The sequence below is a fragment of the Pantoea sp. ABR1s genome (assembly GCF_057812235.1).
On sequence record NZ_CM173823.1, the window covers coordinates 3511306 to 3534991 of the forward strand.

The following is a 23686-nucleotide window of genomic DNA, read 5'->3' on the forward strand; positions in this document are numbered from 1 at the left end:
GATGACAAGCACAATGATGAGTACCCACAAAGCCTTTAAAGCGCTGCAACAGGCAGGGATCGACGATCAGCAAGCGGAGGCGATGGTGGAGGTGTTTACTGATATGCAGCAGAGGCAGCCAGGCGGACAGGTTGGAAAGCAACTCGGTCAGATTCAGACTAAAGCCAACCATATAGACATTCGGCTCGGCCAGCTTCAGGCAAAAGCCGACCAGACAGACGATCGGGTCAGTCAGCTCAGGACCAACGTCGACGAAACAAACGATCGGGTCAGACACCTTACAACAAAAGTCGACGAAACAAACGATCGGGTCAGTCACCTTACGACCAAAGTCGACGAAACAAACGATCGGGTCAGCCACCTTACAACCAAAGTCGACGAGACAAACGATCGGGTCAGTCACCTTACGACCAAAATCGACGAAACAAACGATCGGGTCAGCCACCTTACGACCAGGGTCGACGAAACAAACGATCGGGTCAGCCACCTTACGACCAAAGTCGAGCAGATGGATGATCGACTCGGCAAACTTACATTGAAAGTCGACCAGACAGACAGTCGGGTCAGCCAGCTTTCAATAAAAGTTGATCAAATAGACAACCGGCTCGGCCAGCTTACAATAAAAGTTGATCAGATAGACAACCGGCTCGGCCAGCTTACAACCAAAGTCGATCAGATAGATGAGCGGCTTGGTCAGCTCACAACAAAAGTACATCAGATAGACGAGCGGCTTGGCCATGTTGAAAGAAAAACGGACAAACTGGCCATCCGTTTTAATCAGTTAGAAGCCAAGGTGGATAAGCTGGATGTCGCTCTCAGTGAAATGAATTTCCGATTAACTTCGGCTGTGGACAGCCTCAGAAATGACGTTGTTACCCTGACCACCGATATGCGCTGGATCAAACGATTATCAATTCTCATGACCACCACCCTGCTGGCGGCGGTCCTGAAAGATATTTTAATTTGATCGCGTTATCACCCGGTCAGGGTCTGTCGCGCAGCGCCTCCAGCTTTTCGCGCTGCTGACCGTCGGCGGTAAAGTTCTCCTCCGCCAGCCAGCGCTGCAGGCCCTTTTTCACCTGCGGCCATTCGCTATCGATAAGCGAGAACCAGCTGGTGTCACGTGAACGCCCTTTGTAGATGATTGCCTGACGGAAATCGCCTTCATAACGAAAACCGAGACGTGCCGCCGCCTTACGGGAAGGGGCATTACAACTATCGCATTTCCATTCATAGCGGCGATAACCCAGCGTCTCAAAGGCGTAACGCATCAGCAGGAAATGCGCCTCCGTTGCCATGCGGGTCTGTTTCAGCCGGGCCGAAAACATGACATGCCCGACTTCCATCACGCCATGTTCCGGCTGGATGCGCATTAACGACAGGCTGCCTACTGCCTGGTCGGTGGCCAGATCGATCACGGCAAAATGCAGCGGATCACGACTCATTGCAAGCTGTGCGGCATACGCCTGCCATGCCGGACGTTCGGTAAAGGGACCGGCAGGCAGGTAAGTCCAGTCACGCCCATCTTCAGCCAGCGCCCATGCCTCAAACAGTGCCTCAGCATGACGCGCCACACTGAACGGCTCCAGCCGACAAACTTCGCCAGTAAAAACCTGATGCTGGGGCAGAGGTCGGGGCTGCCAGTCTGGCATTGGCTCACCGACCGGCTGTCCGAACTGATTGGTATGTTGTGGCATGTTGCCTCCTGGCTGCAGATTATCTCTGCAGATTGCCACGATCATAATTGATAAAAAAGGACCAAAACTGGCGAAAATGATAGACCCATTGCCTGCGAACGCATCAGTCAGGCGATATACCGGTTACCGGGCTGGCCGGGTTAACCGCATCATTCCGCACTGATGAGGCTGGCCGGTGCGGCAATGGACTGGCGAATCATCAGACGGGCATCAAAGCGCGGCATCGGTCCGACGGCTTCGCCGCGTATCTCCGCGATCAGGCGTCGTGCCGCTTCACGGCCCATCTCATACACCGGTTGCGCTACCACCGTCAGCGGTGGCGTGACAATCTCACTCCACGGAAAATTGTCATACATCACGAATGAGAGATCGGCAGGGATTCGCAGTCCGCGCTGCGTCACTTCGCGCAGCAGCCACATCGCCACCACGCTGTCAGAAGCCACCAGCGCAGTGGGCGGCTGCGGACGCTGCCACAGCTCGGCCACGATACGGGCAATCTCCGCTTCGTCCAGCGCATTCACTTTCACCATCGTCGGATCAAATTCCACGCCCGCGGCAGCAAATGCCTGCATCGTGCCGCCCACGCGCTGGGCGACCGGCGTCAGGCCAAAATCACCTGGCGTGCTGTAGTCGGTTGCCAGTGCCATGCTGGTGATATAAGCGATGTGGCGATGGCCCGCTTCCAGTAACTGCGAGGTTGCTTCTGCAGCCACTTCGGTAAATTCGCAGCAGATCGCCTCCACATCAAGGTCAGTGACAGCGCGATCAAATAATTTCAGCGCTCTGCCCTCTTCCAGTACCTGAGTCAGGTGACTGTTGTGATGGTGTTCTGAACAGCAAGGCGCAACGATAATGCCGTCGACCCGCTTTTCCAGCATCACCCGCACCGCATCCTGCTCAGCCTGCAACTTCTCATCACTGTTACTGAGCAGCAGATGGTAACCGGCAGTGCGCGCCACATCCGCCATACCGCGCAGCGCAAGACCGAAATGGGGATTCTCAATGTCGCCGACAATCACACCAATGGTATTGGAACGTCCGGTGTTCATACTGCGGGCCAGGGCATTCAGACGGTAGCCGAGCGCGGAGGCCGCGCTGTTGACCCGCTCCTGCACCTCATCACTGACCGCCCCATAGCCACCCAGCGCACGCGCCGCATGGGCTTTAGATACTTTTGCTGCGCGCGCCACATCCGCCACGGTAGGCGCTTTAGATTGTCGTTTCTGGCTGGTCATAATTATTTTGAATCACAGGTTGATGACAGGAATATTGACGCCGAAAAAAGGCTGTGCTTAAACTCATTGTAACCCCTTGAGACCGGTCTCACAACATCAGTGTCTTAAGGTGCCACCTGTGTTGAGACCGGTCTCAATAATAATCGCTGGCTCAACAGTCTCTGATGTTTAAACCTGCAAAAACGGATGAGCTATGAAATCGCAAACCACCCTGGGCAAACTGCTCGGCACCACGCTCGCACTCTGTTCACTGTCGTTCTGTACGCTGGCTGCCAGCGATAACAATCCCTATGGGCTGATCGAACCGGGTCAGCTACGCATCGCCAGCGTCGGCGACTCAAAACCTTACACCTTCACGGATGCCAGCGGTCAGTTCACCGGCTTTGATGTCGAATTCTTCAAAGATGTCGCCCATCGTATCGGGATTGATAAGGTCGATTTTATTGGACAGGACTTCTCGGCCATCATGCCAGCGGTGGCCAACGGTCAGTATGACGCGGCGGTGGCGGCTATCGGCATCACCCCTGCGCGTGAAAAGACAGTGGATTTTTCAACCGGCTATCTGGCGGGATTTCTCACCGTGCTGACCCGCCACGACAGCGGCGTGAAGAATGTCGCCAGCCTGGCAAAACACCGGCTCGGGGTGGTTCAGGGTACGCTGCAGGAGAGCTATGCCGTCGAACACTTCACCCAGACCGATCTCGTACGCTTCCCGGATAACAACAGCGCAGTCTCTGCGCTCAACAACGGTACGCTCGACGCGATCTTCCTCGACTACGAGGCGGCAAAAAGCTACGCCGACCGCTTTAAGCTGGTCTCTGCCGCCGACATCCCCTCGTTTGATGCACCGGCCGGCATTGCCATTGCCAAAGGCAAACCCGCCTTCAAGGCCGCGCTGGACCGCGCCATTAAAGCAGCCATGCAGGATGGCACCTGGCAACGGCTCTATCAGAAGTGGTTCCCCGGATCGCCGATGCCAAAACAGTATCTGCCTGGCGGGCAGTAAAGATGCGGACGTTCGCGTCCTGAGTTAACCGGGGGATCCCCCACTCTGCATGGAGACGGCGATGGACTTGCTCACGATTCTTTCCCGCACCTTCTTTGATTTTCCATCAATGATGGAAGTACTGCCGCAGATGCTGACCACCGGGCTGGTCAACACGGTGATTATCTCGCTGGCGGCAACGCTGCTCGGCACGCTATTCGGCCTTCTGCTGGCGCTGATGGGCATCTCGCCCTCACGCTGGCTGCGTCTGCCTGCCCGGCTCTATACCGATCTGTTCCGCGGTCTGCCATCGATTCTGACCATTCTGCTGATTGGTCAGGGCCTGGCGCGCTTCAGCTATCAGCTGTTCGGTCCTACGCCCTATCCGCTGGGGATCTTCGCCCTCAGCCTGATCGCCAGCGCCTACATGGGCGAGATTTTCCGCGCCGGTATTCAGAGTGTTGAACGCGGCCAGATGGAAGCCTGCCGGGCGCTGGGGATGAGTTATGGCCGGGCAATGCGACTGGTGGTGATCCCGCAGGGGATCCGCCGCGTACTGCCCGCCATCGTTAACCAGTTCATCGCCATCATTAAAGATTCCTCGCTGGTTTACCTGCTGGGCCTGATGACCCAGCAACGGGAACTGTTTCGCGTGGGCCAGGATGCAGCAGTGCTCACCGGCAACCTCTCGCCCCTGATGCTGGCAGGACTGTTCTATCTGATTATCACTGTGCCGCTGACGCACATGGTCAACTATGTCGATGTGCGTTATCGCACCGGCCGACGTCGCCTGACTGCCCCGCAAAGTGGCTTAAAAGAGGTGGAGGAAGTCAGAGCGCCCGGCGGCGCACTGGTCACTCATCCCCGGATCGGAGGCAACCATGAATAACCTGAACAGCACCACTGCCGCGAGCTGGCACGGTGCCAGCCTGGAGCTGCGCGATCTGACTCTGGCTTATGGCCCGATTGAGGTGTTGCGTAACGTCTCGCTGCGGGTCGCGCCCGGCAGCACCACCTGCATTATCGGGCCATCCGGTTCGGGTAAGTCGACGCTGCTGCGCGGCATCAACCGGCTGCATGAACCGCAATCGGGGGATGTACTTCTGGCTGATCGGTCAGTGTTGCGCGACAAGCCAGATGCGCTGCGGTTACGGATCGGCATGGTGTTTCAGCATTTCAATCTCTTCCCCGATCACAGCGCGCTGGAGAACGTGGCGCTGGCACCGTGGCGGGTTAAGGGCCTGCCCAAAGCGCAGGCGATGGCGATTGCGCGTCAGCGGCTGGAAGAAGTGGGTCTGGGTCAGCGCGCCGATCACCGGCCACGCGATCTCTCCGGCGGCCAGCAGCAGCGTGTCGCGATTGCCCGCGCGCTGGCGATGGATCCCGAGGTCATGCTGTTTGATGAGGCGACCTCCGCGCTCGATCCCGAACTGGTGAAGGGTGTCCTGACGCTGATGGCGGATCTCTGTCGTCGCGGCATGACGATGGTTGTGGTGACACATGAAATGGGCTTTGCGCGCAAAGTGGCGGATCAGGTGGTGTTTATGGACGAAGGCGAGATTGTTGAAGCCGGGCCGCCGGGCGCCATTTTTGATACGCCACAGTCGCCGCGACTGCAACGTTTTCTCTCTGAAGTGCTGTAACTGAGCAAGGAACCTGATAATGGCGGTAAAAACTGAAATGAAAGTGGTTGTTCTGGGTGGTGGCGTAATAGGTGTCTCGACGGCGCTGGAGCTGACAAAACGGGGAGCGGCGGTGACCCTGGTGACCGAAGCCGCGCTCTGTTCCGGCGCATCGGGACGTTCACTCTCCTGGCTCAACTCGGCGGGTGAACGTTCCCGCCCCTATCACGCGCTGCGCATGGCGGGCATTGATCGCTATCGCACCCTGTTTGCTCAACAACCCACCCTCGACTGGCTGCGTTTTGATGGCGGGGTTTGCTGGTTCAGCAATGATGCAGCCGGAACGCAGGCGCGGCACGCCTATGAGAAAGCACACGGCTACGACTCACAACTCATGACCCCTGATAACGTGGCACAGGCGGATGCGACGATCGATCCCGACGCGCTGCCGTCGCAGGCGATTTTTAACCCCGGTGAAGGCTGGGTCAGCCTGCCGCACCTGTCAGAGTATCTGGTGAATCAGTTCCGGGCGCGGGGTGGTGAAGTGATTGAACACGCCGGTAAAGCCAGTGTGATCACCGATCAGGGCCGGGCCTGCGGCATTCGCAGTGAGCTGGGCGAACTGCGGGCAGATGCGGTGGTGGTCGCCTGCGGGCCCTGGACACCGGATGTGATTGCGCCACTGGGCGTGACGATTCCCAACGGATCGCCCGTCTCCATGCTGGTGATCACTGAGCCGGGCAAACATGAACTCAAGGCGGTGCTGAACACGCCTCGCGCCGCCATCCGGCCAAACCCCGGCAACCGTTACGCCCTGGATCATGACTGGTACGAGGCTGATATCCAGAAGCTGGCCGGAGGCGATTACCATATTGATAAGCAGGTTGTAGCAAAGCTGGCCGAGGAAGCGAGTCAGTTGTTACGGGGTGACGAGCCGCTCAGCGTCCAGAGCTGGAAAATTGGCCTGAAGCCGATTCCGGGCGATGGCGATCCGGTACTGGGGCAACTGCAGAAGGTGCCGGGCTGTTATGTGGCGTTCACGCATTCGGGTGCAACCCTGGCGCTGATTGTCGGTGAATTGCTGGCGGAGGAGATTGTAAGCGGTGAAAAGCATCCGATGCTGTCAAGCTTTGGTGCTGAGCGTTTCAGCTAAAAAAAGCCGGTCATCACGACCGGCTGATTTTTACCGCTTATTTTAACCGCGGAAGAAGATATCGCCCGATTTACCCATGACGATTTTGCCGGTGTCATTGGTAATAAGAATGTAGTTGGCGTTGATATAGGCCCAGTGGGTATTTTCCTGCGGAGCAGGCAGATTACGCTTTTGCCACTCATTGATGGTGTACGTTTTATCGGTGTACTTCTCTGGCACTGTGTCACCGATTTGGTACTGTTTGTAGTCGATGATGATGGTGCTGAGGTCGTAATTAGGGTGCGCGCCATTGGAAGGTGCCGGCGTGGTCGGCGTAATACCATCATTAGATTGTGAGCTGGTCGGTGCCTGGCTTTGCGCGCCACCGGCATCCGGCTGAACGCTGCCCGTATCAGGCGTAGCGGGCTGCGCATCCGGATTAGCAGGCTGAATCTGCGGCGGTGGCGGAACGGTATCCGTTGCTTCGCCAGCGGCTTGTACAGCGGGGATCAGGCTCAGCGAGCCAACCAGTAATCCCATTGATAAAAGTACACGTTGAGTCCTGCGCATAATGATTTCCACGTTGAATTTTGACAGTCAGGCTAAAGACAATGTTTATCGCACTTCAGTTCCGGCGCACTGACGCTATGTGTAAGGAAAAACAGCGCTATTCACTTTACTGCACACAGGCCAGGTAGCGGATCACTGTCCGACCACTTTATCCTGAGTTGCCAGATCGACCAACAACGCAATGCCTAAATAGTTACTCCAGTTAAAGCCGTTCTGCAGCACCACAATCGCATTGCCGTTACGTTTATCGTAGCCGATAAAACTGGCATAGCCGCCGATATAGCCCACCTGATAGGTGATCTGCTGCCCTTCGAAAGTGTCGGTCACCCAGGCGATATTCTGCGCCTGCGCGCCCTGCTGATACCACGCCTGATCTACCGCCGCGAAAGCCCGGTCCCGCGCAGCATCACCGGTAGCGCTGAGATGTGCGCGCAAATAAGCACTCAGATCGCGCGCGTTACTGTAGAGACTGGCCGCGGCCACCATGTTGCCGTGAAAATGCCAGTCAGGCGTCAGCGTGCCGCGGCGAATAAATTTCGGCTGATCGCCTGCATGGCCCAGTGCACGCAGCGGATAGCCCGTCAGCGTTTCCGGTACAAAACTGCTTTGGTTCATCTTTAACGGTGTGAAGATAAGCTGTGATGCCAGCGTCTGAATATCCTGATGAAAACGCGTGCGCAGGATATAACCGAGCAGCGCATAGCCGAGGTTGGAGTAGTGTGGCAGGCGTACCGAGGGCGCAGAGAAGTCCGCCAGATAACTCAGCAGCTTGTCGCTATCAAGATTGCCATAGAAGTTCTCGCCGGTGTCCAGATAACGTACGAACTGCTGCAGCATCGTCAGATCCATATCCTGTCGCGGCAGACCCGAGGTGTGCGTCACCAGCTGCAGCAGCGTGATGCGCCGCGCGTCAGCGCTGAGGTGAACGCCTTCCGGCAGAAGATCGGCCAGTGTATCGCTCCAGCGCAGTTTACCCTGATCAACCAGCTGGATAATCACTTCTGCCGTCACGCCTTTACTCAGCGATCCCAGCGCAAACAGGGTATCGGGCGTGATCGGATAGCGATGCACACGATCGGTGACGCCAAAAGAGTAATAGCGGGTCGGCCCACCGCGATGAATGACCGCAATGCTGATGCCGGGAACCTGCTTCTGTTGCATGTAATGCTGCACGATGTCATCGACATTTTCATGAAAGGTGGCGTGAGTCAGATAAACGCGGTCGCCCACCGGGGCGGACGTTTGCGACAGGGTTCCACATCCCGCCAGCAGGAAGATAAAGGCTGGCATGAATCGCGTCATTAATCTGCTGATCCACTGGCCGCCAGGGGTCAGCCGTGCAAGGGAGACTGCAATAGCCGGCCTGCCAGTAAATCCATTTTTCATATATTAATCATTTACTTATTATTATTTAACACGCAACTGTCTGGCTGGAGCGCAAAAATGTACCATAAAGTGCTGTGGGCTATCGCCTGCACAACGGGGTGAAAGTGGTGCTAAACGCAGTTTAATCACCGCAGCATGCCCGAACAGGGTTAGCTGTGTTGCAGTCCACAAGGGTGTACACTGCTGCGGTTTTAAGGCTCAACGCCGCTGAAATTTTTGAAATGCCCGGGAGGCAACCGCATGAAAGAAGGCCCACTGTCCGAAAAAGAGCTGCAATGGCTGGAAGATATGCTGGAAAAATATGGCAGCGAAGCATCGATTATTGATGTCTCCGAGCTCGACGGCCTGCTGACTGCCGTACTCTCCGGTCCCGTCACCGTCGAGCCAAGCCAGTGGCTGGTGGCACTGTGGGGTGGCGAGAAGCAGATCCCAAAATGGAGCAACGAGCGTGAAATGACGCGCTTTATGTCGCTTTGCTTCCAGCATATGAATGATGTGGCTGACCGCTTATCTGAATTCCCTGAGCAGTTCGAACCGCTGTTTGGCATCCGTGAAATGGAAGGTCTGGAATTTACCGTGGTGGAAGAGTGGTGCTTCGGCTACATGCGCGGTGTCGCGCTGACCGACTGGACTGCCCTGCCGCAGGACCTGCAACCCGCGCTGGACGCCATCGCTCTGCACGGCGTGGAAGAGAATCTTGAAAAGATCGATGCCATGACGCCGGACGAGATGGAAGCCAGCATTGAAGCTATCCGTCCTGCTGCGCTGGCGCTGCACGATCACTGGATCTCCCAGCCTGAAGCGATTCCCGTTCCCCAGAAGCCTGTCGCGGCAGAGAAACTGCCTGGCCGCAACGATCCCTGCCCGTGCGGCAGCGGCAAAAAATATAAGCAGTGCTGTCTGCACTGATCGGCTGCTTAGCCTCACGATCTGCCGGGCGGCGATTCAGCCCGGCATGCTTCTCTCACGATCCACGACAGTTTGACCTGCATCACTCTACCCACTCCCTTACCTGAATAGACTGCTCACGACTTGAACAGCTTCGTGCTTATCGCTAAGGTAAGCGCGATTTTACCCGCCAGGAATAAACATGATCACCATCGCGCTTATTGACGATCACCTTATCGTCCGCTCCGGCTTTGCCCAGTTGCTGGGCCTGGAATCGGATTTCCAGGTCGTAGCGGAATTTGGTTCTGGCCGTGAGGCGCTGGCAGGTTTACCGGGCCGGGGCGTTCAGGTCTGTATCTGCGATATTTCGATGCCGGATCTCTCCGGGCTGGAGTTGCTGAGCAAGCTGCCGACGGGCCTGGCCACCATCATGCTGTCAGTCCATGACAGTCCGGCACTGGTGGAACAGGCGCTTAATGCCGGTGCGCGCGGATTCCTCTCTAAACGCTGTCGTCCCGATGAGCTGATCGCGGCGGTGCGCACGGTCTCCACAGGCGGCTGTTATCTGACGCCAGAGATTGCGATCAAGCTGGCCGCCGGTCGGCAGGACCCGCTGACCCGACGCGAACGTCAGGTGGCGGAAAAACTGTCACAGGGCATGGCGGTAAAGGAAATTGCCGTTGAGCTGGCGCTGTCACCGAAAACCGTACATGTCCATCGCGCGAATCTGATGGAGAAGCTCGGCGTCAGCAATGATGTGGAGCTGGCGCGCCGCATGTTTGATGGCTGGCAATGAGCCCCTGTGTTTCGCGGCTGATCTCCATTGTCGCCAGCTTTTTCATCTTCTCGGCGGCCTGGTTCTGCCTGTGGAGTATCAGCCTGCACCTGGTGGAACGCCCGGAGCTGGCGGTGCTGCTATTTCCGTTTGGCCTGCGTCTGGGGCTGATGCTGCAATGTCCACGCGCTTACTGGCCGGTGTTGCTGGCAGCTGAGTGGATCATGCTGATCTGGCTGGCGAAGGTGGTCGCGCTGGCGCATCTGCCGCTGTTAATGGCGGGCAGTGTACTGACGCTGCTGCCGGTGGCGCTGATCTCCCATTACCGCCATCAGCGTGACTGGCGCACGCTGCTGAGCCAGGGCGCGGCTCTGATCGCCGCGGCGCTGCTGCAATCCCTGGCGTGGGCGGGACAGCAGGAGATGCTGAACGCGCTGCTGCTAACGCTCACCGGTGGTCTGACGCTGGCCCCGACCTGCCTGGTCATCTGGCACTACCTCACCAGCACCCGCTGGCAGCCGCTGGGACCGGCGCTGGTCTCGCACCCGGTCAACTGGCGCGCCCGGCATCTTATCTGGTATCTGCTGCTGTTTGTCATCAGTCTCTGGTTGCAGCTTGGCCTGCCCGCTGAACTGTCGCGCTTTACGCCATTCTGTCTGGCGCTGCCGATTATTGCGCTGGCCTGGCACTACGGCTGGCAGGGTGCGCTGATTGCTACGCTGATGAACGCAATCGCGCTGATCGCCAGCCAGACCTGGCACGATCATCCGGTCGATCTTCTGCTCTCGCTGCTGGCGCAAAGCCTGACCGGACTGCTGCTGGGTGCCGGTATTCAGCGGCTGCGCGAGCTGAATCAGTCGCTGCAGAGTGAGCTGGCACGCAACCGGCGCCTGGCGGAACGGCTGGTCGAGACAGAAGAGAACGTGCGCCAGGAGGTGGCGCGCGAGCTGCACGATGACATCGGTCAGACGATTACAGCAATCCGCACCCAGGCGGGCATTGTGCAGCGCCTTGCGCCGGATAATGGCCGGGTGATCCAGAGCGGCGTCCATATTGAGCAGCTCTCACTGGGTGTCTACGATTCAGTGCGGCGACTGCTGGGACGTCTGCGACCCCGCCAGCTAGATGACCTGTCACTTGAACAGGCAGTTCGCTCCCTGATGCGTGAGATGGAGCTGGAGGATTGCGGCATCGTCAGTCACCTTGAGTGGCGTATTGATGAGACGCTGCTGAGCGAAGCGCAGCGCGTCACGCTGTTTCGCGTCTGTCAGGAGGGGCTGAACAACATTGTGAAACACGCCAGCGCCAGCGCCGTGATGCTCAAAGGCTGGCAACAGAATGGTCGCGTTTTGCTGGTGATTGAAGATGATGGCTGCGGTCTGCCGCCAGGTTCCGGTCAGCAAAGCTTTGGTCTGGTCGGGATGCGCGAACGCGTGAGTGCGCTGGGCGGATCGCTGACTATCTCCTGCACCCATGGAACCCGCGTCAGTGTGCATCTGCCGCTGCGTATGGCCTGAGGAATCACCGTGTTTAACTTTCTGAAAACGCCCGCTAACGCCGCTCCGCTGCAGGACAAAAGTGAGATTGACAGCCGCTATCGCTACTGGCGGCGGCACATCATGTCGACCATCTGGATCGGCTATGCCCTGTTCTACTTTACCCGCAAAAGCTTCAATGCGGCGGCGCCGGAAGTGATCGCCAGCGGCGTGATGATGCGCACCGATATTGGCCTGCTGGCGACGCTATTTTACATCACCTACGGCCTGTCGAAGTTCTTCTCCGGCATCGTCAGTGACCGCTCCAACGCCCGTTACTTTATGGGGCTGGGGCTGATCGCTACCGGCGTGGTCAATATCCTGTTTGGCTTCTCGACCTCACTGTGGGCCTTTGCGCTGCTGTGGACCATCAACGCCTTTTTCCAGGGCTGGGGCGCGCCGGTCTGCGCGCGCCTGCTGACCAGCTGGTATTCGCGCAACGAGCGCGGCGGCTGGTGGGCATTATGGAACACCGCGCACAACGTTGGCGGTGCGGTTATCCCGATCGTTATCGGTGCAGTGGCGCTGCACTATGGCTGGCGAATCGGGATGATGATTGCGGGCAGTTTAGCGATCCTCGCCGGACTGTTTCTCTGCTGGCGTCTGCGCGACCGGCCTCAGACTGTCGGCCTGCCCGCGGTAGGCGACTGGCGACAGGATGAGATGGAGATGGCGCAGCAGCAGGAAGGCGCAGGTCTGAGTCGCAAAGCGATCCTGATACGCTATGTGCTATTCAACCCCTATATCTGGCTGCTGTCACTCTGTTACGTGCTGGTCTATGTGGTTCGCGCGGCGCTTAATGACTGGGGAAATCTCTACATCTCCGACACGCTGGGGGTAGATCTGGTCACGGCCAACTCGGTAGTCACCCTGTTTGAGCTGGGCGGTGTGATAGGCGCACTGGTCGCGGGCTGGGGCTCGGACAAGCTGTTTAACGGCAACCGTGGGCCGATGAACCTGATTTTTGCAGCCGGGATTTTGCTTTCCGTCGGCTCACTATGGCTGATGCCCTTTACCAGTTACGTGATGCAGGCAGCCTGCTTTTTTACTACCGGTTTCTTTGTCTTTGGCCCGCAGATGCTGATTGGTATGGCGGCAGCCGAGTGTTCCCATAAAGATGCGGCAGGCGCGGCAACCGGCTTCGTCGGCCTTTTCGCCTATCTTGGCGCGTCCCTCTCCGGCTGGCCGCTGGCGTGGGTTATCGACGTCTGGCACTGGAGCGGCTTCTTTGCAGTGATTGCCACGGCGGCGGGGATATCCGCCCTGCTTCTGCTGCCGTTTTTAAATGCTCAGGCGCCGCGCGCCCTGCCTGAAGCGTGATACGCCTCTCCTTTTTGCCCCGAGTGGGGCAAAACTAAGAAATTTTCCTGGTTTCGCCTGGATGCTGTCTCAGGCCAGTCTGGCGGCAGGTTTTTACAATGCCAGCCATTCGCTGCCCATTGCAGCTATTCCAACCAGGAGAATCCCCTTCCATGCTGGCATTCCTCAAACAGGTGCGCAGACCGACGCTGGATCTGCCCATCGAACTGCGGCGCAAGATGTGGTTCAAGCCGTTTATGCAGTCCTATCTGGTGGTCTTTATCGGCTACCTGACCATGTATCTGATCCGCAAAAACTTCAATATCGCGCAGAACGATATGATCACCACCTACGGACTGAGCATGACGCAGCTGGGGATGATCGGTCTGGGCTTCTCCATCACCTATGGCGTCGGGAAAACCCTGGTCTCCTATTATGCTGATGGCAAAAACACCAAGCAGTTCCTGCCGTTTATGCTGATCCTCTCGGCCATCTGTATGCTGGGTTTCAGCGCCAGCATGGGCACCGGATCCGTCAGCCTGTTTCTGATGATCGCCTTTTATGCCTTAAGCGGATTCTTCCAGAGTACCGGCGGCTCCTGTAGCTACTCCACCATCACTAAGTGGACGCCGCGCCGCAAACGAGGTACTTATCTTGGCATGTGGAATATCTCCCACAACCTCGGCGGTGCCGGTGCGGCAGGCGTTGCGCTGTTTGGTGCCAATGTGCTGTTCAACGGCCACGTAATTGGGATGTTTATCTTCCCGTCTATTATCGCGCTGATTGTTGGTTTTATCGGCCTGCGCTACGGCAGCGACTCCCCGGAATCTTATGGCCTGGGCAAGGCCGAAGAGCTGTTTGACGAAGAGCTGAGCGATGAGGACAAAGAAGCTGAAGATGAGTCGATGACCAAATGGCAGATCTTTGTCGAGTACGTACTGAAGAACAAGGTGATCTGGCTGCTCTGCTTCGCCAACATCTTCCTCTATGTGGTGCGCATCGGGATCGATCAGTGGTCAACGGTTTACGCCTTCCAGGAGCTGAAGCTCTCTAAAGAGGTGGCGATTCAGGGCTTTACCCTGTTTGAAGTGGGCGCACTGGTGGGCACGCTGATGTGGGGCTGGTTATCCGATCTGGCCAATGGCCGCCGTGCGCTGGTCGCCTGCGTCGCGTTAGCGCTGATTATTGCCACGCTCGGGATCTATCAGCATGCCAGCAACCAGTATGTTTATCTGGCGTCGCTGTTCGCACTGGGCTTCCTGGTCTTTGGCCCGCAACTGTTAATCGGCGTCGCCGCGGTCGGCTTTGTGCCGAAAAAAGCGATTGGCGCAGCAGATGGCATCAAAGGCACCTTCGCCTATCTGATTGGTGACAGCTTCGCCAAACTGGGCCTTGGCATGATTGCCGACGGCACGCCGATATTTGGCCTGACCGGCTGGGCGGGCACCTTTGCCGCACTGGATGCCGCTGCTATCGCCTGTATCTGCCTGATGGCGCTGGTTGCGGTGATGGAAGAGCGCAAGATTCGCCGCGAGAAACGATTGCAGCGTTTGAAGATGGCGTAAAGATAAAATCTGGCCCGGCGTAAGCCGGGCTTTCCCGCCAGGTTCCGCCCTCAGCCATTGATGTAGCCCCACCAATCGGATCACTGCCAGTCAGCCCGCCAAACCCTCCCATCCCCTTTCACTTATTCTTTCATCTCGTCCCCGATTATTTAAGAAATTTACTGTCAGGTGGTCAGCCTGACCACCAGGTTGTGGCCATGTTTTAATATTTACATGGCATAGTGCCTTTGTTTAGATGATAACTGACAAGGCGAATAACGGATTAAGCGGAACCTGATGATGATGAAGGCGCTGACTGAACGGCAACTGACGATTATGCGACAGCTTATTTCTCATAACAGTTATGTGAGCCTGCACGCTATTTCAGAAAAAACGTCTATTACACCCAGAACTCTACGCCGCGATATTGCCGACATTAACGAAAAACTTTCTGACCAGGGAATCAATCTCAGCGGAAAAAGTGGGAGAGGGATCACAATTAAATTCGCTGACGCGCAGTCAGAAATAGCCGCGCGCCGGATTTTCTCAACCGAGGTGGATGATTTCAGCAGTAACTTCAGGATGCTGAAAATAGCGTCTGATTTATTAATGCTTTCACCAAAAAGTTCCTCCATCAGCGAACTGGCGGATAAATATTTTATCAGCCGCGCTTCGATAGTGAATGATTTGAAAACATTAGAAGCATGGTTACATCAGTTTGATTTAACCTTATTAAAAAGTCGTGTCGGAACCAGCATAAAAGGCAGTGACCATAATATTCGCATGGCGATGAAAGCGCTGGTGTTAAAATCGATTTATAACCGTCAGGACATGATGGAAAGCCGTCTGGATGAAAGCACGCTGCAGGAGCTTTCAGAGAAGTTTGGTCAGCAGGCTGTCCATTTTACCCTGCAATTAATTAATTTTATTGAACAGCAACTGCAATATACGATAAGCGATCCTTACTACATCAATTTATTTACGCATATTCTGGTGCTGATCCACCGCAGTCACTCGCCGATGCACAGGACCGACGCCCGCGCGGTGTCGATGAACCGGGTCAGCGACCATCACGCCTGGCAGGTGTCACTGGCGGTGATAGAGCGCATTGAGACCGCCTACAACACGGTACTGGTGGCCGAGGAGTCTCACTCCATCTATCAGTATCTGGTCTCCTCCGGTAAGGCGGGTGGTGAGTCACCACAGCACGATGACTCGCTGATTTCGGAACGTGAAACCCGCTTTGCTGAGGCGCTGATCGCCCGGGTGGCGCAGCGCATCAACATTGAAATCACCACCGACCAGAACCTGCAGGCATCATTGTCCTCGCATATCAAGCCGATGCTGAACCGCCTCAGATATCACATCCGGATTAAAAATCCGCTGCTGCATGATATCCAGACCGAGCTGGGCACGGTGTTTGCCGCCGTTAAAGCGGTAATCAGCCAGCTGACGCAGGAGTACAGCCTGGATGAGATCAGTGACGATGAGGTGGCTTACCTGACGGTGCATATTCAGGCGGCCATCGAAAACAGCATCAAGGTAAAACGGGTCTTGCTGGTCTGCTCCAGCGGTCTGGGCACCTCGCAGCTGCTTTACGGACGGATTATCCGCGCCTTTCCCGACTGGAAAATTATCGACATCGTTCCAGGGAAAAATATTGCTGACTCCCTGAAACGACATGAGTGTGACGTGGTGATTTCCACCATCCGGCTGGAACCGCTGGAAAAACCGGTGGTGTATGTCTCGGCCCTGTTCTCGGCGAAAGATATCGCACGGGTAACAGAATGTCTGGTATCGAATTCGATTAATTAATGATAATGGAGAAGCAAAATGACGACAGCCGTGGCTATTAACGAAGTATTAAAAGAAGAGTGCATTATTCTCGATGTCGATTGCCAGACCAAAGAGCAGATTATTTCTCAACTGACCGACCTGCTCTGCCAGACCGGGGCCGTCACCGATAAAGCCGCTTTTCTGAAAGATGTCTATCTGCGTGAGGAATTAGGCTCTACCGGATTTGAAAACCATATTGCTATTCCGCACGGTAAATCTGCGGCCGTCGCCAAAACCCGCATTGCCGTGGGTCGTTTACGCCAGGATATTCCGTGGGAGACCATCGACGGCACTAAAGTCCGGCTGGTTATTCTGTTCGCAGTAAAAGAGTCCGATAAAGATGTGGGCCATATCAAAATGCTCGCCAAAATATCCATCGCGTTAGGCGATGAGGATGTCGTCGAGCAATTACTTAATGTCCCGCATCGCGAAGAGATGTTTCATTTACTCTTATCCCGATCGGGAGCCTGAATAAACCGGAGAGCAGCATGAATTAAAAATAAAGGAGGTATTCCAGGTTGTAGCCATCCCTTCAGACAGAAAAACATAAATATAAAATTTTCACTGGAGAACATTTATGAACATTATTGCCATTACCGCCTGTCCTACAGGTGTCGCCCACACCTACCTTGCCGAAAGTAATTTAAAAAAAGCGGCTAAAAAACTGGGCCTGAATGTATTAGTTGAAACCCAGGGCGCGATTGAAAGCGAATATATTTTCAGCGACGACGATATTCATCGGGCGGACGTCGTGTTAATCGCCGCAGATAAAAAAGTTGAGATGGCGCGCTTCCAGCACAAAAACGTGATTGAGGTGCCCGTTACCCGTGCCGCGAAGGATGCTGAAGGCCTGTTAAATGCCATTGTTAACGGCGAGCTGGCTCCCAGGCTTGCCGACTCCGCCCCACAGGCCAGTGCATCGGAACCGGCTAACAGTGCCCGTGAGACGTCGGGTTCCCGTTCCTGGATTTCAGAGATTTATGTGCACCTGATCACCGGCGTGAACCTGATGATCCCGTTTGTGGTGGCGGGCGGCATTCTGATCGCGCTGAGTTTTTCATTCGGGATTACGGCGGCCACACCAGGGGACGCGAACTTCAGCCCGATAGCGAAGATGCTCTCTGACATCGGTGGCGGTTCCGCCTTTGCCCTGATGCTACCGATTCTGGCGCTGGGGATCAGCCAGTCTGTCAGCGGCAAAGCGGGCATCGTGGCGGGCGCCGTGGGTGGGATGATGGCGATCCACACCGGCTCCGGCTTTCTTGGCGCGCTGATTGCCGGCTTCCTGGCCGGATACATCACGCTGCTGATCAATAACCATATCCATCTGCCCAAAGCGGTCGCCGGGCTGAAACCTATTTTAATCGTGCCTCTGCTGAGCGTGCTGCTGACCGGCGCACTGATGGCGCTGCTGATTGGTGAGCCGATAAAAATGCTGCTCGGCTGGCTGACCGATTTCCTCAGTTCGCTGGGTAACACCAATGCGGCCATTCTCGGCCTGCTGTTCGGCATGATGGTGGCCTTTGATATGGGCGGCCCGCTGAATAAAACCGTCTGTATGTTTGCGATTGGCCTGATGTCGAGCGGAGTTTATGGACCGATTGCCGCCTGTATGGCGGCGGGCATGGTGCCACCACTGGGCATCGCGCTGGCAACCACCCTCTTCCGCCGCAAATTTACCGAGCAGGAGCGCGAGACCGGCAAGGTCACCTACATCCTCGGTCTGTCATTTATTACCGAAGGCGCGATCCCCTACGCGGTCGCCGATCCGCTGCGCGTCATCCCGGCCATCGTGGCGGGCTCCGGATTAGCGGGCGCCCTGTCAATGATGCTGGGCTGTGCTTCCCGCGCTCCGCACGGCGGCATTTTCGTCATCTTCATTCCTAACGTGATCAGCAATGTCATGGGTTATCTGTTTGCGATTGCCGCAGGCAGTTTGCTGACAGCGCTGATCCTGCTGTTCCTGAAAAAAGATATCTCCGTTCCTGCAAAACAAGGATAAAACCTATGCTTTACAACATGAAAGATCTGCTCAGCGTTGCCCGACAGCATCAGTTTGGCGTTGGTGCGTTTAACATCGCCAGCGCGGAGTTTGGCCGTGTGGCGGTTGAGACTGCCGAGCGACTGGATTCACCGCTGATTCTGGAGATCCATCCTGAAGAGATGGCCTTCACCGGCCCGGAATTTATCGGCTATCTGCGGACGCTGGCGATTCAGGCGCGCGTGCCGGTGGTGATCCATCTGGACCATGGCCGCTCGCTGGAAGAGGTGATGAAGGCGATCTACGCCGGTTTTACCTCGGTGATGATTGACGCCTCGTCTCACCCTTTCGAACAGAACATTGCGCTGACGAAGAAGATTGTCGAGATAGCGCACACGATTAATGTCTCTGTGGAAGCGGAGCTGGGCACCATCGGCGTGGCGGAAGGCAGCGGCGAAGGTGGCAGTAACGAGATTCTCTATACCGATCCGCAGCAGGCAGAGACCTTTGTGCGCGAGACCGGCACCGACACGCTGGCGGTCGCCATCGGCACCTCGCATGGCCTCTACCCCAAAGGGAAGCAGCCAAAGCTGGATATCGAGCGCCTGCAGCAGATCCGTAAGGTGGTTGATATTCCGCTGGTGCTGCATGGTGGTTCGGGCAACAAAGACAGCGAGGTCGCGGAATCGATCCGTTATGGCGTCGGTAAAATCAATATCTCCAGTGATATGAAGAAGGCGTTCTTCGTGGCGCTGGAGCAGGAACTGAAGCTTGGGGGTCACGAGCCTAATTCCCTCTTTGTTAAACCGATGCAGGCGGCGAGTGAAGTGGTCGCGGCGAAGATGGCGCTGTTTAGTTCGGTGGGGAAAGCGGCGTTGTATCGGTAAGGGGTTGTGTGGCGTGGATGGTGGCTTGAAGACTGGTAGGGAGGCCGGGAAAAGGCACCGATGAATAGGTGCCTTTATTAGATGTTGTACAACCGGATAACGCGGTCGTAACGTTTTTCGAGCATGCATGGAGGTCGTCACTAAATCCCCCATTACACCCCGGTAACGTTTTAATTACTGCTTCACTGCCAAGGAGAACTTAGCTATACCACAGGAAACAGGATTTTAATCTCAGGACCGAACATTCCAGTCATCCGTATACTGCACATTACCATCAACGTAACGCCAGGTGATTTTGTCGTACATCAGGGAAAGGCTTTCCATATGGTTGATCTGCGAGTTTCCTGCCATTTTAGCATTTGGCATCCCCGGATTAATGCCAGTCACCTTCACCCCTTCGATAGTCATAACAAAATAGCATTCCTCTTGCCCGGCATGGTTAATGCGATACCAGCGAATCTCCGCACTTTTCAGCGTCTGACCAGTAGCAACGGCTTTGTATAAGTATGGGCTGGCGCTATCAAACTCTTTTTCAATCATAATGGGAGAGTGTGATCGCTTGCCGGTGATTTTACCGTTGGCACTATCCACTGGAATATTTAAACCGTGACTGAAGCCAACAATTTCGATAGAACCATCACGATCCTGAACGTCTACAGATCCCTTAATATCTGCACCGCCGTCATCTTTAAGCCACATGTAAGCTGGAATAGGCATTTTACAAACTCCTTTTGAATGTGCATTTCTTCATAATAAAGTAATAGCAGAAAATGGCTAAAATCAGGTTGAAAGCCATAAGTGCAGCCATAGCAACATCTGAAAATTTTTCTATGTCCGGAAAAACAGCCTGGTAAGGTACAAAGCGGACGAATAACCAAAGCAGCATTACAAAAATGATTATTTTTATCAATCGTCGCACGGTAGAGAAAGCCCACTCTTTAGGGAGGCAAGATGGGTTCACTTTGTGAGTAAGGCCGTTAACAAGGGTGATAATCGCACTCATAACCGGAATGCTGATTAGAGTATTAATTAAAATAGAAAAGTAATCTCGCAACGACTCCCAGGCCTCTAAGTCAGGTTCACCCAGAATGAAATGGGTAACGTTCAGAGCGCTTTGGAAATCAAATAAGGCTGTTATAGAGTCAACTAATCCATCATAGGGAACTTCTTTAGCAACGAACAGCATAATCACAGTAAAGAGCGCTAATTTTATAAAGAGACTAAGGACATGTTTTGCCATTGGCAATTACCTCAATCGTTCCATAGGCCTTTAACTTCCTCATACAAGGAACCTCTATTTTCTGGGTCCTTAATAATGCATTGCGTAACAGGGAAAAATCAGAATCATGCGGAAGTGTGATACAACCCTCAGAAAGAACGCCGGGGTGCAAACGAAAGTTACCACGCTTAACGCTATCAACCCAGGTGTAATCATCAATTGCCCAATCATCCCGCCATATTGCAAACCATTCGGAATGCCTGAACGTAGCACCGCTGGCAAAATGATTATAAATATCCCTTACACCGGCATTTAGTTGTGATCGGAGGCCTCCCTCAGGACGGTCAACAATCCAGTATTTACCCGCTGGTACAGGCCCCTCTTTAGGAATCATTCCACAGGCACCACGATTACGATAAGCACCATTGCCAGAGAACGCTAAAAACGTTCCCACACCCGGAAAGGATAACGGTGAGTAGTCAGCATCATTAATAACAAACTTTCCATGTAGAGCCATTGATAATCCTTGCATCTATAATCCTTTGTGCGCTTATCCTACGCTGGTGAAAAGAAAATGAGCAATAATTTTCCCTGGAAAAAGTCTGAATTTAAGAAATAGGATGATTATGTTAGCAATAAGTCACTTAACAGATGTAATTAATATGCGTTTATGGCTTGTTATTTAACCTGAGAGTAACAGAGATGTTATAGCTCAACAATCATGTATAAATGACAAGCTTGTAACAAGCTTACTATTAATTAATATTCCACGTGTACTGCATGGCGGTTCGGGCAACAAAAACAGCGAGGTCGCGGAATCAATTCGTTATGGCGTCGGTAAAATCAATATCTTCAGCGACATGAAGAAGGCATTTTTCGTGGCATTGGAGCAGGAACTGAAACAGGGCGGACACGAACCTGATTCAATGTTTACGAAACCGATGCACGGGCGATCGTCCTCGTCAGTCGGGTTCTTGCTGGCAGAGCATTTGATTACAACAGAGTGGCTGTGTCGGTGGAGGATTAAGGGTGATAAGGTTTAGTTACTTCCCGTCTGAAACATCAGCTGGCGGCGCTGAAAGAATTGCGCAGCGTTTATCCAGCAGCGACTCAACGGAAGCCCGATTGCCCTTATCCCAGCCGCGCCGGGTAGTTAGCAGGATAAACCCTTTTTCTCCCGAAAACGTCGCCGGGATGAGCGCCACACCAGACTCCGCCAGCTGCGGCGGCGACAGCCGGAAATGGCGTGCTACGGAGGAGACAGGATAGATCCCCATCGCCGTAGGCTGCATAACGCGACGGGCGTAGTAGGTGTGGTTCAGCAAACGGTCGGGCAAGGGTCGCCAGTCATTATGAATAAAGGGGCGCTCGGCCTGAAGCTGGCGATAGACATCTTCCCGCAGGCAGGTCAGATGAATATGCAGTTGATTCTGGCTACGGCCATAAGCGGAATTCAGCGCCATGCCGAGCCGATCCTCAGGCACTTTAGCGCCATAGGCCGCCATCAGACGATAACGCATTAACCAGGCGTAGCCGAAATAGTCGGGACGTCCGGGGCGCGTCAGCGCGATGCTCTCAATGCCGGACATCGCCACCGTGGGCACCAGAATAAAGTGCAGCCTGTGGCGAGGATTCTGGATGATGCTGTAGCCCTGCGTGTTGTCCTGCGGCAGATAAATTTGCTGGCAGGGAGCCGGATCGCGACGATAGTGATAGTTATTCATGCAGAGGTCATGCGTGACCGTCCACAGCGCGTCAGAGCGGGCGCATCCCACCAGCAGCAGCGTGATGACCAGCGGCAGAGAACGGCATCGCCACAATAATTTCCCGTTCAGCGGATGGCGTCCGGTCAGGCGACTCAATGCAGGTACAACCTCATCAACAAGGGTTCATATTGGGGGAGCGTTTATCCAGTTTAGCACGGAGCCAGTGGTAACCAGCTTCGGGTTGGTTAGTATAGCGCTGGTGTTGCAGGGTGGTTAGGGCAACTGAGTGAATGTTCTGCCTCCTTATTCTTTGGAATAAGAAAAATCAGCAGTGACTAAATGCGACGCTGATTTATCAGATTGAACATCATAGGCGAAATAATAACGTTCTCCAGTTGTGAACTTAAATCCAAACACAGGAAGACACTCACCTTTTGGAATATAAACAGGTTTGTCATCAAAAACCTTGTTAAGAGAGTTGCTTTTATCGCTGTTGATTTGAATGGCAGTAATCCTTTCTTGTGGCTCCAGTGGCGACACCACACAAACTTGCTTGTCTTTGATAAATGCCGTTGTAGATTTGCGCTCCACCATTCGGTCGCCAGGCCCAGGGCATCCCGTTAAGAAAAATACGACACTTAGCATCATCTTGTTTTTCATGATTAACGCCCCTTCCCTGTTACGCTTTTCTGATAAAGCGTGGGGACATCCTGCAACATATCATTGCCCCTGTACATCCCCATGCGCCCTGGCCTCTGATAGAAAGACCACTTACTCATCCCATAAACCAGTAGTAACCAATAGTCATCTAAAATAGAGACTTGCTGTTCAGGAGAGTAATCAGGTTACCGGCCTGCTTACACGACCTGATGTGCTTCCTGCTGATTAACACTCGCTTGTCATCACCTATACGGCCAGTGAAAGCGCAGGCGTTAAGCCGGCTGCAGGGTTGACCTGAACGTTTGCCATCAGGCCCTATGTCCGAAAGCCACAGGGGTTAGCGCAGCAGAACTGACGACCCGGTAACGCCGGGTAGCCAAAGGGGGAGCATGAGCATCAGGATTTAAAAACCGTCAGCAGTCAGATACTGACTCGGTGCCTGTTTAATTACGCCTGCCAGCATGAGTTTTGTTATGAAAAATGCTGCTGTCGGTTCACTCCAGTCAGCAATAACTTAAAATCGCGAATCATTATTCGAATGTTCCTGCTGTCCCCGCAGATTTTTGTGAATCCCGATAATTCATCTGTAGTCTTGTAAGCTGGTCTTTCCATCCGTTTTGTAAAGCAAAAATATTCAGGATATTGCTGGCAGATGTCATTTCCGCTGTCCGTTAGCTGGATTAAAATACGATTAGCAACAGCTAACGAAGCGGATTATACTGGTTTATC

23 protein-coding genes and 2 pseudogenes are annotated in these 23686 nt (G+C 54.6%); 16 read left to right on the forward strand and 9 right to left on the reverse strand.

The window, feature by feature from the left end; translation table 11 throughout:
- Window position 1 precedes the first annotated feature (1 nt).
- Window positions 2–967, forward strand: coding sequence for a tropomyosin (locus ACXKZD_RS16580; RefSeq protein ID WP_033759791.1), 966 nt, complete (start codon window positions 2–4; stop codon window positions 965–967).
- Window positions 968–983: 16 nt separating this feature from the next.
- Here the strand turns inward: ACXKZD_RS16580 and ACXKZD_RS16585 are convergent, their stop codons facing one another.
- A complete protein-coding gene (locus tag ACXKZD_RS16585; RefSeq protein ID WP_033759789.1) occupies window positions 984–1697 on the reverse strand; it encodes a GNAT family N-acetyltransferase in 714 nt (237 codons plus the stop codon).
- A 149-nt stretch (window positions 1698–1846) separates the two neighbouring features.
- On the reverse strand, window positions 1847–2932 hold the full coding sequence (locus ACXKZD_RS16590; protein ID WP_488981742.1) for a LacI family DNA-binding transcriptional regulator: 1086 nt from the start codon (window positions 2930–2932) through the stop codon (window positions 1847–1849).
- A 193-nt stretch (window positions 2933–3125) separates the two neighbouring features.
- On the opposite strand from ACXKZD_RS16590, the gene ACXKZD_RS16595 reads away from it, so the two are divergent.
- The 4 genes from ACXKZD_RS16595 to ACXKZD_RS16610 all read left to right on the forward strand — a co-directional run bounded on the left by ACXKZD_RS16595 (window position 3126) and on the right by ACXKZD_RS16610 (window position 6692).
- Window positions 3126–3938 (forward strand): ABC transporter substrate-binding protein, encoded by an 813-nt coding sequence (locus ACXKZD_RS16595; protein ID WP_022625355.1) that lies wholly within the window; start codon window positions 3126–3128, stop codon window positions 3936–3938.
- A gap of 61 nt (window positions 3939–3999) precedes the next feature.
- Window positions 4000–4806, forward strand: a complete 807-nt coding sequence (locus ACXKZD_RS16600; protein WP_010671730.1) for an amino acid ABC transporter permease — start codon at window positions 4000–4002, stop codon at window positions 4804–4806.
- Entirely contained in the window at window positions 4799–5560 is a 762-nt protein-coding gene (locus tag ACXKZD_RS16605) for an amino acid ABC transporter ATP-binding protein (protein WP_010671731.1), read from the forward strand. The genes ACXKZD_RS16600 and ACXKZD_RS16605 overlap by 8 nt, the downstream gene beginning before the upstream one ends.
- Before the next feature lie 19 nt (window positions 5561–5579).
- Entirely contained in the window at window positions 5580–6692 is a 1113-nt protein-coding gene (locus ACXKZD_RS16610; RefSeq protein WP_033759785.1) for an NAD(P)/FAD-dependent oxidoreductase, read from the forward strand.
- Window positions 6693–6734: 42 nt separating this feature from the next.
- Here the strand turns inward: ACXKZD_RS16610 and ACXKZD_RS16615 are convergent, their stop codons facing one another.
- Both ACXKZD_RS16615 and ACXKZD_RS16620 read right to left on the reverse strand, forming a co-directional pair.
- A complete protein-coding gene (locus tag ACXKZD_RS16615; RefSeq protein ID WP_033759783.1) occupies window positions 6735–7241 on the reverse strand; it encodes an RcnB family protein in 507 nt (168 codons plus the stop codon).
- Window positions 7242–7373: 132 nt separating this feature from the next.
- The gene (locus ACXKZD_RS16620; protein ID WP_033759782.1) at window positions 7374–8627 is read right to left on the reverse strand and encodes a serine hydrolase domain-containing protein; all 1254 of its coding nucleotides are present in this window, start codon (window positions 8625–8627) and stop codon (window positions 7374–7376) included.
- A gap of 240 nt (window positions 8628–8867) precedes the next feature.
- Between ACXKZD_RS16620 and ACXKZD_RS16625 the strand changes: the two genes are divergently transcribed.
- The 10 genes and pseudogenes from ACXKZD_RS16625 (at window position 8868) to ACXKZD_RS16670 (ending at window position 19372) form a co-directional block, all read left to right on the forward strand.
- Window positions 8868–9536 carry a YecA/YgfB family protein gene (locus tag ACXKZD_RS16625; RefSeq protein ID WP_010671734.1) on the forward strand — a complete coding sequence of 223 codons (669 nt, stop codon included), beginning with the start codon at window positions 8868–8870 and terminating at the stop codon, window positions 9534–9536.
- A gap of 181 nt (window positions 9537–9717) precedes the next feature.
- Complete coding sequence (gene uhpA, locus ACXKZD_RS16630; RefSeq protein WP_010251517.1) at window positions 9718–10311, forward strand: response regulator transcription factor UhpA; 594 nt, start codon at window positions 9718–9720, stop codon at window positions 10309–10311.
- The gene (gene uhpB / locus ACXKZD_RS16635; protein ID WP_010671735.1) at window positions 10308–11807 is read left to right on the forward strand and encodes a signal transduction histidine-protein kinase/phosphatase UhpB; all 1500 of its coding nucleotides are present in this window, start codon (window positions 10308–10310) and stop codon (window positions 11805–11807) included. Before uhpA ends, uhpB begins: the two co-directional genes overlap by 4 nt.
- 9 nt (window positions 11808–11816) lie before the next feature.
- Window positions 11817–13145, forward strand: coding sequence for an MFS transporter (locus ACXKZD_RS16640; RefSeq protein ID WP_089414598.1), 1329 nt, complete (start codon window positions 11817–11819; stop codon window positions 13143–13145).
- 152 nt (window positions 13146–13297) lie between these two features.
- Window positions 13298–14689 carry a hexose-6-phosphate:phosphate antiporter UhpT gene (gene uhpT, locus ACXKZD_RS16645; RefSeq protein ID WP_010251526.1) on the forward strand — a complete coding sequence of 464 codons (1392 nt, stop codon included), beginning with the start codon at window positions 13298–13300 and terminating at the stop codon, window positions 14687–14689.
- Between the two features lie 315 nt (window positions 14690–15004).
- Window positions 15005–15103, forward strand: a pseudogene (locus ACXKZD_RS16650) (HTH domain-containing protein); the annotation flags it as partial.
- Window positions 15104–15277: 174 nt separating this feature from the next.
- Window positions 15278–16483 (forward strand): BglG family transcription antiterminator, encoded by a 1206-nt coding sequence (locus tag ACXKZD_RS16655; protein ID WP_229518688.1) that lies wholly within the window; start codon window positions 15278–15280, stop codon window positions 16481–16483.
- Between the two features lie 18 nt (window positions 16484–16501).
- Complete coding sequence (locus ACXKZD_RS16660; protein WP_022625347.1) at window positions 16502–16975, forward strand: PTS sugar transporter subunit IIA; 474 nt, start codon at window positions 16502–16504, stop codon at window positions 16973–16975.
- Window positions 16976–17081: 106 nt separating this feature from the next.
- Entirely contained in the window at window positions 17082–18506 is a 1425-nt protein-coding gene (locus ACXKZD_RS16665) for a PTS fructose transporter subunit IIC (RefSeq protein ID WP_033759776.1), read from the forward strand.
- 5 nt (window positions 18507–18511) lie between these two features.
- Window positions 18512–19372 carry a ketose-bisphosphate aldolase gene (locus tag ACXKZD_RS16670; RefSeq protein ID WP_010671740.1) on the forward strand — a complete coding sequence of 287 codons (861 nt, stop codon included), beginning with the start codon at window positions 18512–18514 and terminating at the stop codon, window positions 19370–19372.
- Between the two features lie 231 nt (window positions 19373–19603).
- On the opposite strand, the gene ACXKZD_RS16675 is transcribed toward ACXKZD_RS16670, so the two are convergent.
- From ACXKZD_RS16675 to ACXKZD_RS16685, 3 genes are read right to left on the reverse strand one after another with little or no spacing between them, the layout of a single operon-like run.
- Window positions 19604–20089, reverse strand: coding sequence for an Hcp family type VI secretion system effector (locus ACXKZD_RS16675; protein WP_010671741.1), 486 nt, complete (start codon window positions 20087–20089; stop codon window positions 19604–19606).
- A gap of 1 nt (window position 20090) precedes the next feature.
- On the reverse strand, window positions 20091–20612 hold the full coding sequence (locus ACXKZD_RS16680; protein WP_488981743.1) for a hypothetical protein: 522 nt from the start codon (window positions 20610–20612) through the stop codon (window positions 20091–20093).
- Window positions 20593–21108 carry a DUF2778 domain-containing protein gene (locus ACXKZD_RS16685; RefSeq protein ID WP_010671743.1) on the reverse strand — a complete coding sequence of 172 codons (516 nt, stop codon included), beginning with the start codon at window positions 21106–21108 and terminating at the stop codon, window positions 20593–20595. The genes ACXKZD_RS16680 and ACXKZD_RS16685 overlap by 20 nt, the downstream gene beginning before the upstream one ends.
- 238 nt (window positions 21109–21346) lie before the next feature.
- Between ACXKZD_RS16685 and ACXKZD_RS16690 the strand changes: the two are divergent.
- Window positions 21347–21634, forward strand: a pseudogene (locus tag ACXKZD_RS16690) (class II fructose-bisphosphate aldolase); the annotation flags it as partial.
- Here ACXKZD_RS16690 and ACXKZD_RS16695 read toward each other — a convergent pair.
- Both ACXKZD_RS16695 and ACXKZD_RS16700 read right to left on the reverse strand, forming a co-directional pair.
- Window positions 21635–22411: a CDP-diacylglycerol diphosphatase gene (locus ACXKZD_RS16695; RefSeq protein ID WP_488982091.1), complete on the reverse strand. Its 777-nt coding sequence runs from the start codon at window positions 22409–22411 to the stop codon at window positions 21635–21637. It lies immediately after the preceding pseudogene.
- 189 nt (window positions 22412–22600) lie between these two features.
- A complete protein-coding gene (locus tag ACXKZD_RS16700; protein ID WP_488981744.1) occupies window positions 22601–22957 on the reverse strand; it encodes a putative T6SS immunity periplasmic lipoprotein in 357 nt (118 codons plus the stop codon).
- Between the last annotated feature and the right edge of the window lie 729 nt (window positions 22958–23686).

Coding starts and splice junctions, on each gene's coding strand:
- ACXKZD_RS16580 (WP_033759791.1), top strand. CDS start 2: ATGACAAGCACAATGATGAGTACCCACAAAGCCTTTAAAGCGCTGCAA.
- ACXKZD_RS16585 (WP_033759789.1), bottom strand. CDS start 1,697: ATGCCACAACATACCAATCAGTTCGGACAGCCGGTCGGTGAGCCAATG.
- ACXKZD_RS16590 (WP_488981742.1), bottom strand. CDS start 2,932: ATGACCAGCCAGAAACGACAATCTAAAGCGCCTACCGTGGCGGATGTG.
- ACXKZD_RS16595 (WP_022625355.1), top strand. CDS start 3,126: ATGAAATCGCAAACCACCCTGGGCAAACTGCTCGGCACCACGCTCGCA.
- ACXKZD_RS16600 (WP_010671730.1), top strand. CDS start 4,000: ATGGACTTGCTCACGATTCTTTCCCGCACCTTCTTTGATTTTCCATCA.
- ACXKZD_RS16605 (WP_010671731.1), top strand. CDS start 4,799: ATGAATAACCTGAACAGCACCACTGCCGCGAGCTGGCACGGTGCCAGC.
- ACXKZD_RS16610 (WP_033759785.1), top strand. CDS start 5,580: ATGGCGGTAAAAACTGAAATGAAAGTGGTTGTTCTGGGTGGTGGCGTA.
- ACXKZD_RS16615 (WP_033759783.1), bottom strand. CDS start 7,241: ATGCGCAGGACTCAACGTGTACTTTTATCAATGGGATTACTGGTTGGC.
- ACXKZD_RS16620 (WP_033759782.1), bottom strand. CDS start 8,627: ATGAAAAATGGATTTACTGGCAGGCCGGCTATTGCAGTCTCCCTTGCA.
- ACXKZD_RS16625 (WP_010671734.1), top strand. CDS start 8,868: ATGAAAGAAGGCCCACTGTCCGAAAAAGAGCTGCAATGGCTGGAAGAT.
- uhpA (WP_010251517.1), top strand. CDS start 9,718: ATGATCACCATCGCGCTTATTGACGATCACCTTATCGTCCGCTCCGGC.
- uhpB (WP_010671735.1), top strand. CDS start 10,308: ATGAGCCCCTGTGTTTCGCGGCTGATCTCCATTGTCGCCAGCTTTTTC.
- uhpT (WP_010251526.1), top strand. CDS start 13,298: ATGCTGGCATTCCTCAAACAGGTGCGCAGACCGACGCTGGATCTGCCC.
- ACXKZD_RS16655 (WP_229518688.1), top strand. CDS start 15,278: ATGCTTTCACCAAAAAGTTCCTCCATCAGCGAACTGGCGGATAAATAT.
- ACXKZD_RS16660 (WP_022625347.1), top strand. CDS start 16,502: ATGACGACAGCCGTGGCTATTAACGAAGTATTAAAAGAAGAGTGCATT.
- ACXKZD_RS16665 (WP_033759776.1), top strand. CDS start 17,082: ATGAACATTATTGCCATTACCGCCTGTCCTACAGGTGTCGCCCACACC.
- ACXKZD_RS16670 (WP_010671740.1), top strand. CDS start 18,512: ATGCTTTACAACATGAAAGATCTGCTCAGCGTTGCCCGACAGCATCAG.
- ACXKZD_RS16675 (WP_010671741.1), bottom strand. CDS start 20,089: ATGCCTATTCCAGCTTACATGTGGCTTAAAGATGACGGCGGTGCAGAT.
- ACXKZD_RS16680 (WP_488981743.1), bottom strand. CDS start 20,612: ATGGCAAAACATGTCCTTAGTCTCTTTATAAAATTAGCGCTCTTTACT.
- ACXKZD_RS16685 (WP_010671743.1), bottom strand. CDS start 21,108: ATGGCTCTACATGGAAAGTTTGTTATTAATGATGCTGACTACTCACCG.
- ACXKZD_RS16700 (WP_488981744.1), bottom strand. CDS start 22,957: ATGAAAAACAAGATGATGCTAAGTGTCGTATTTTTCTTAACGGGATGC.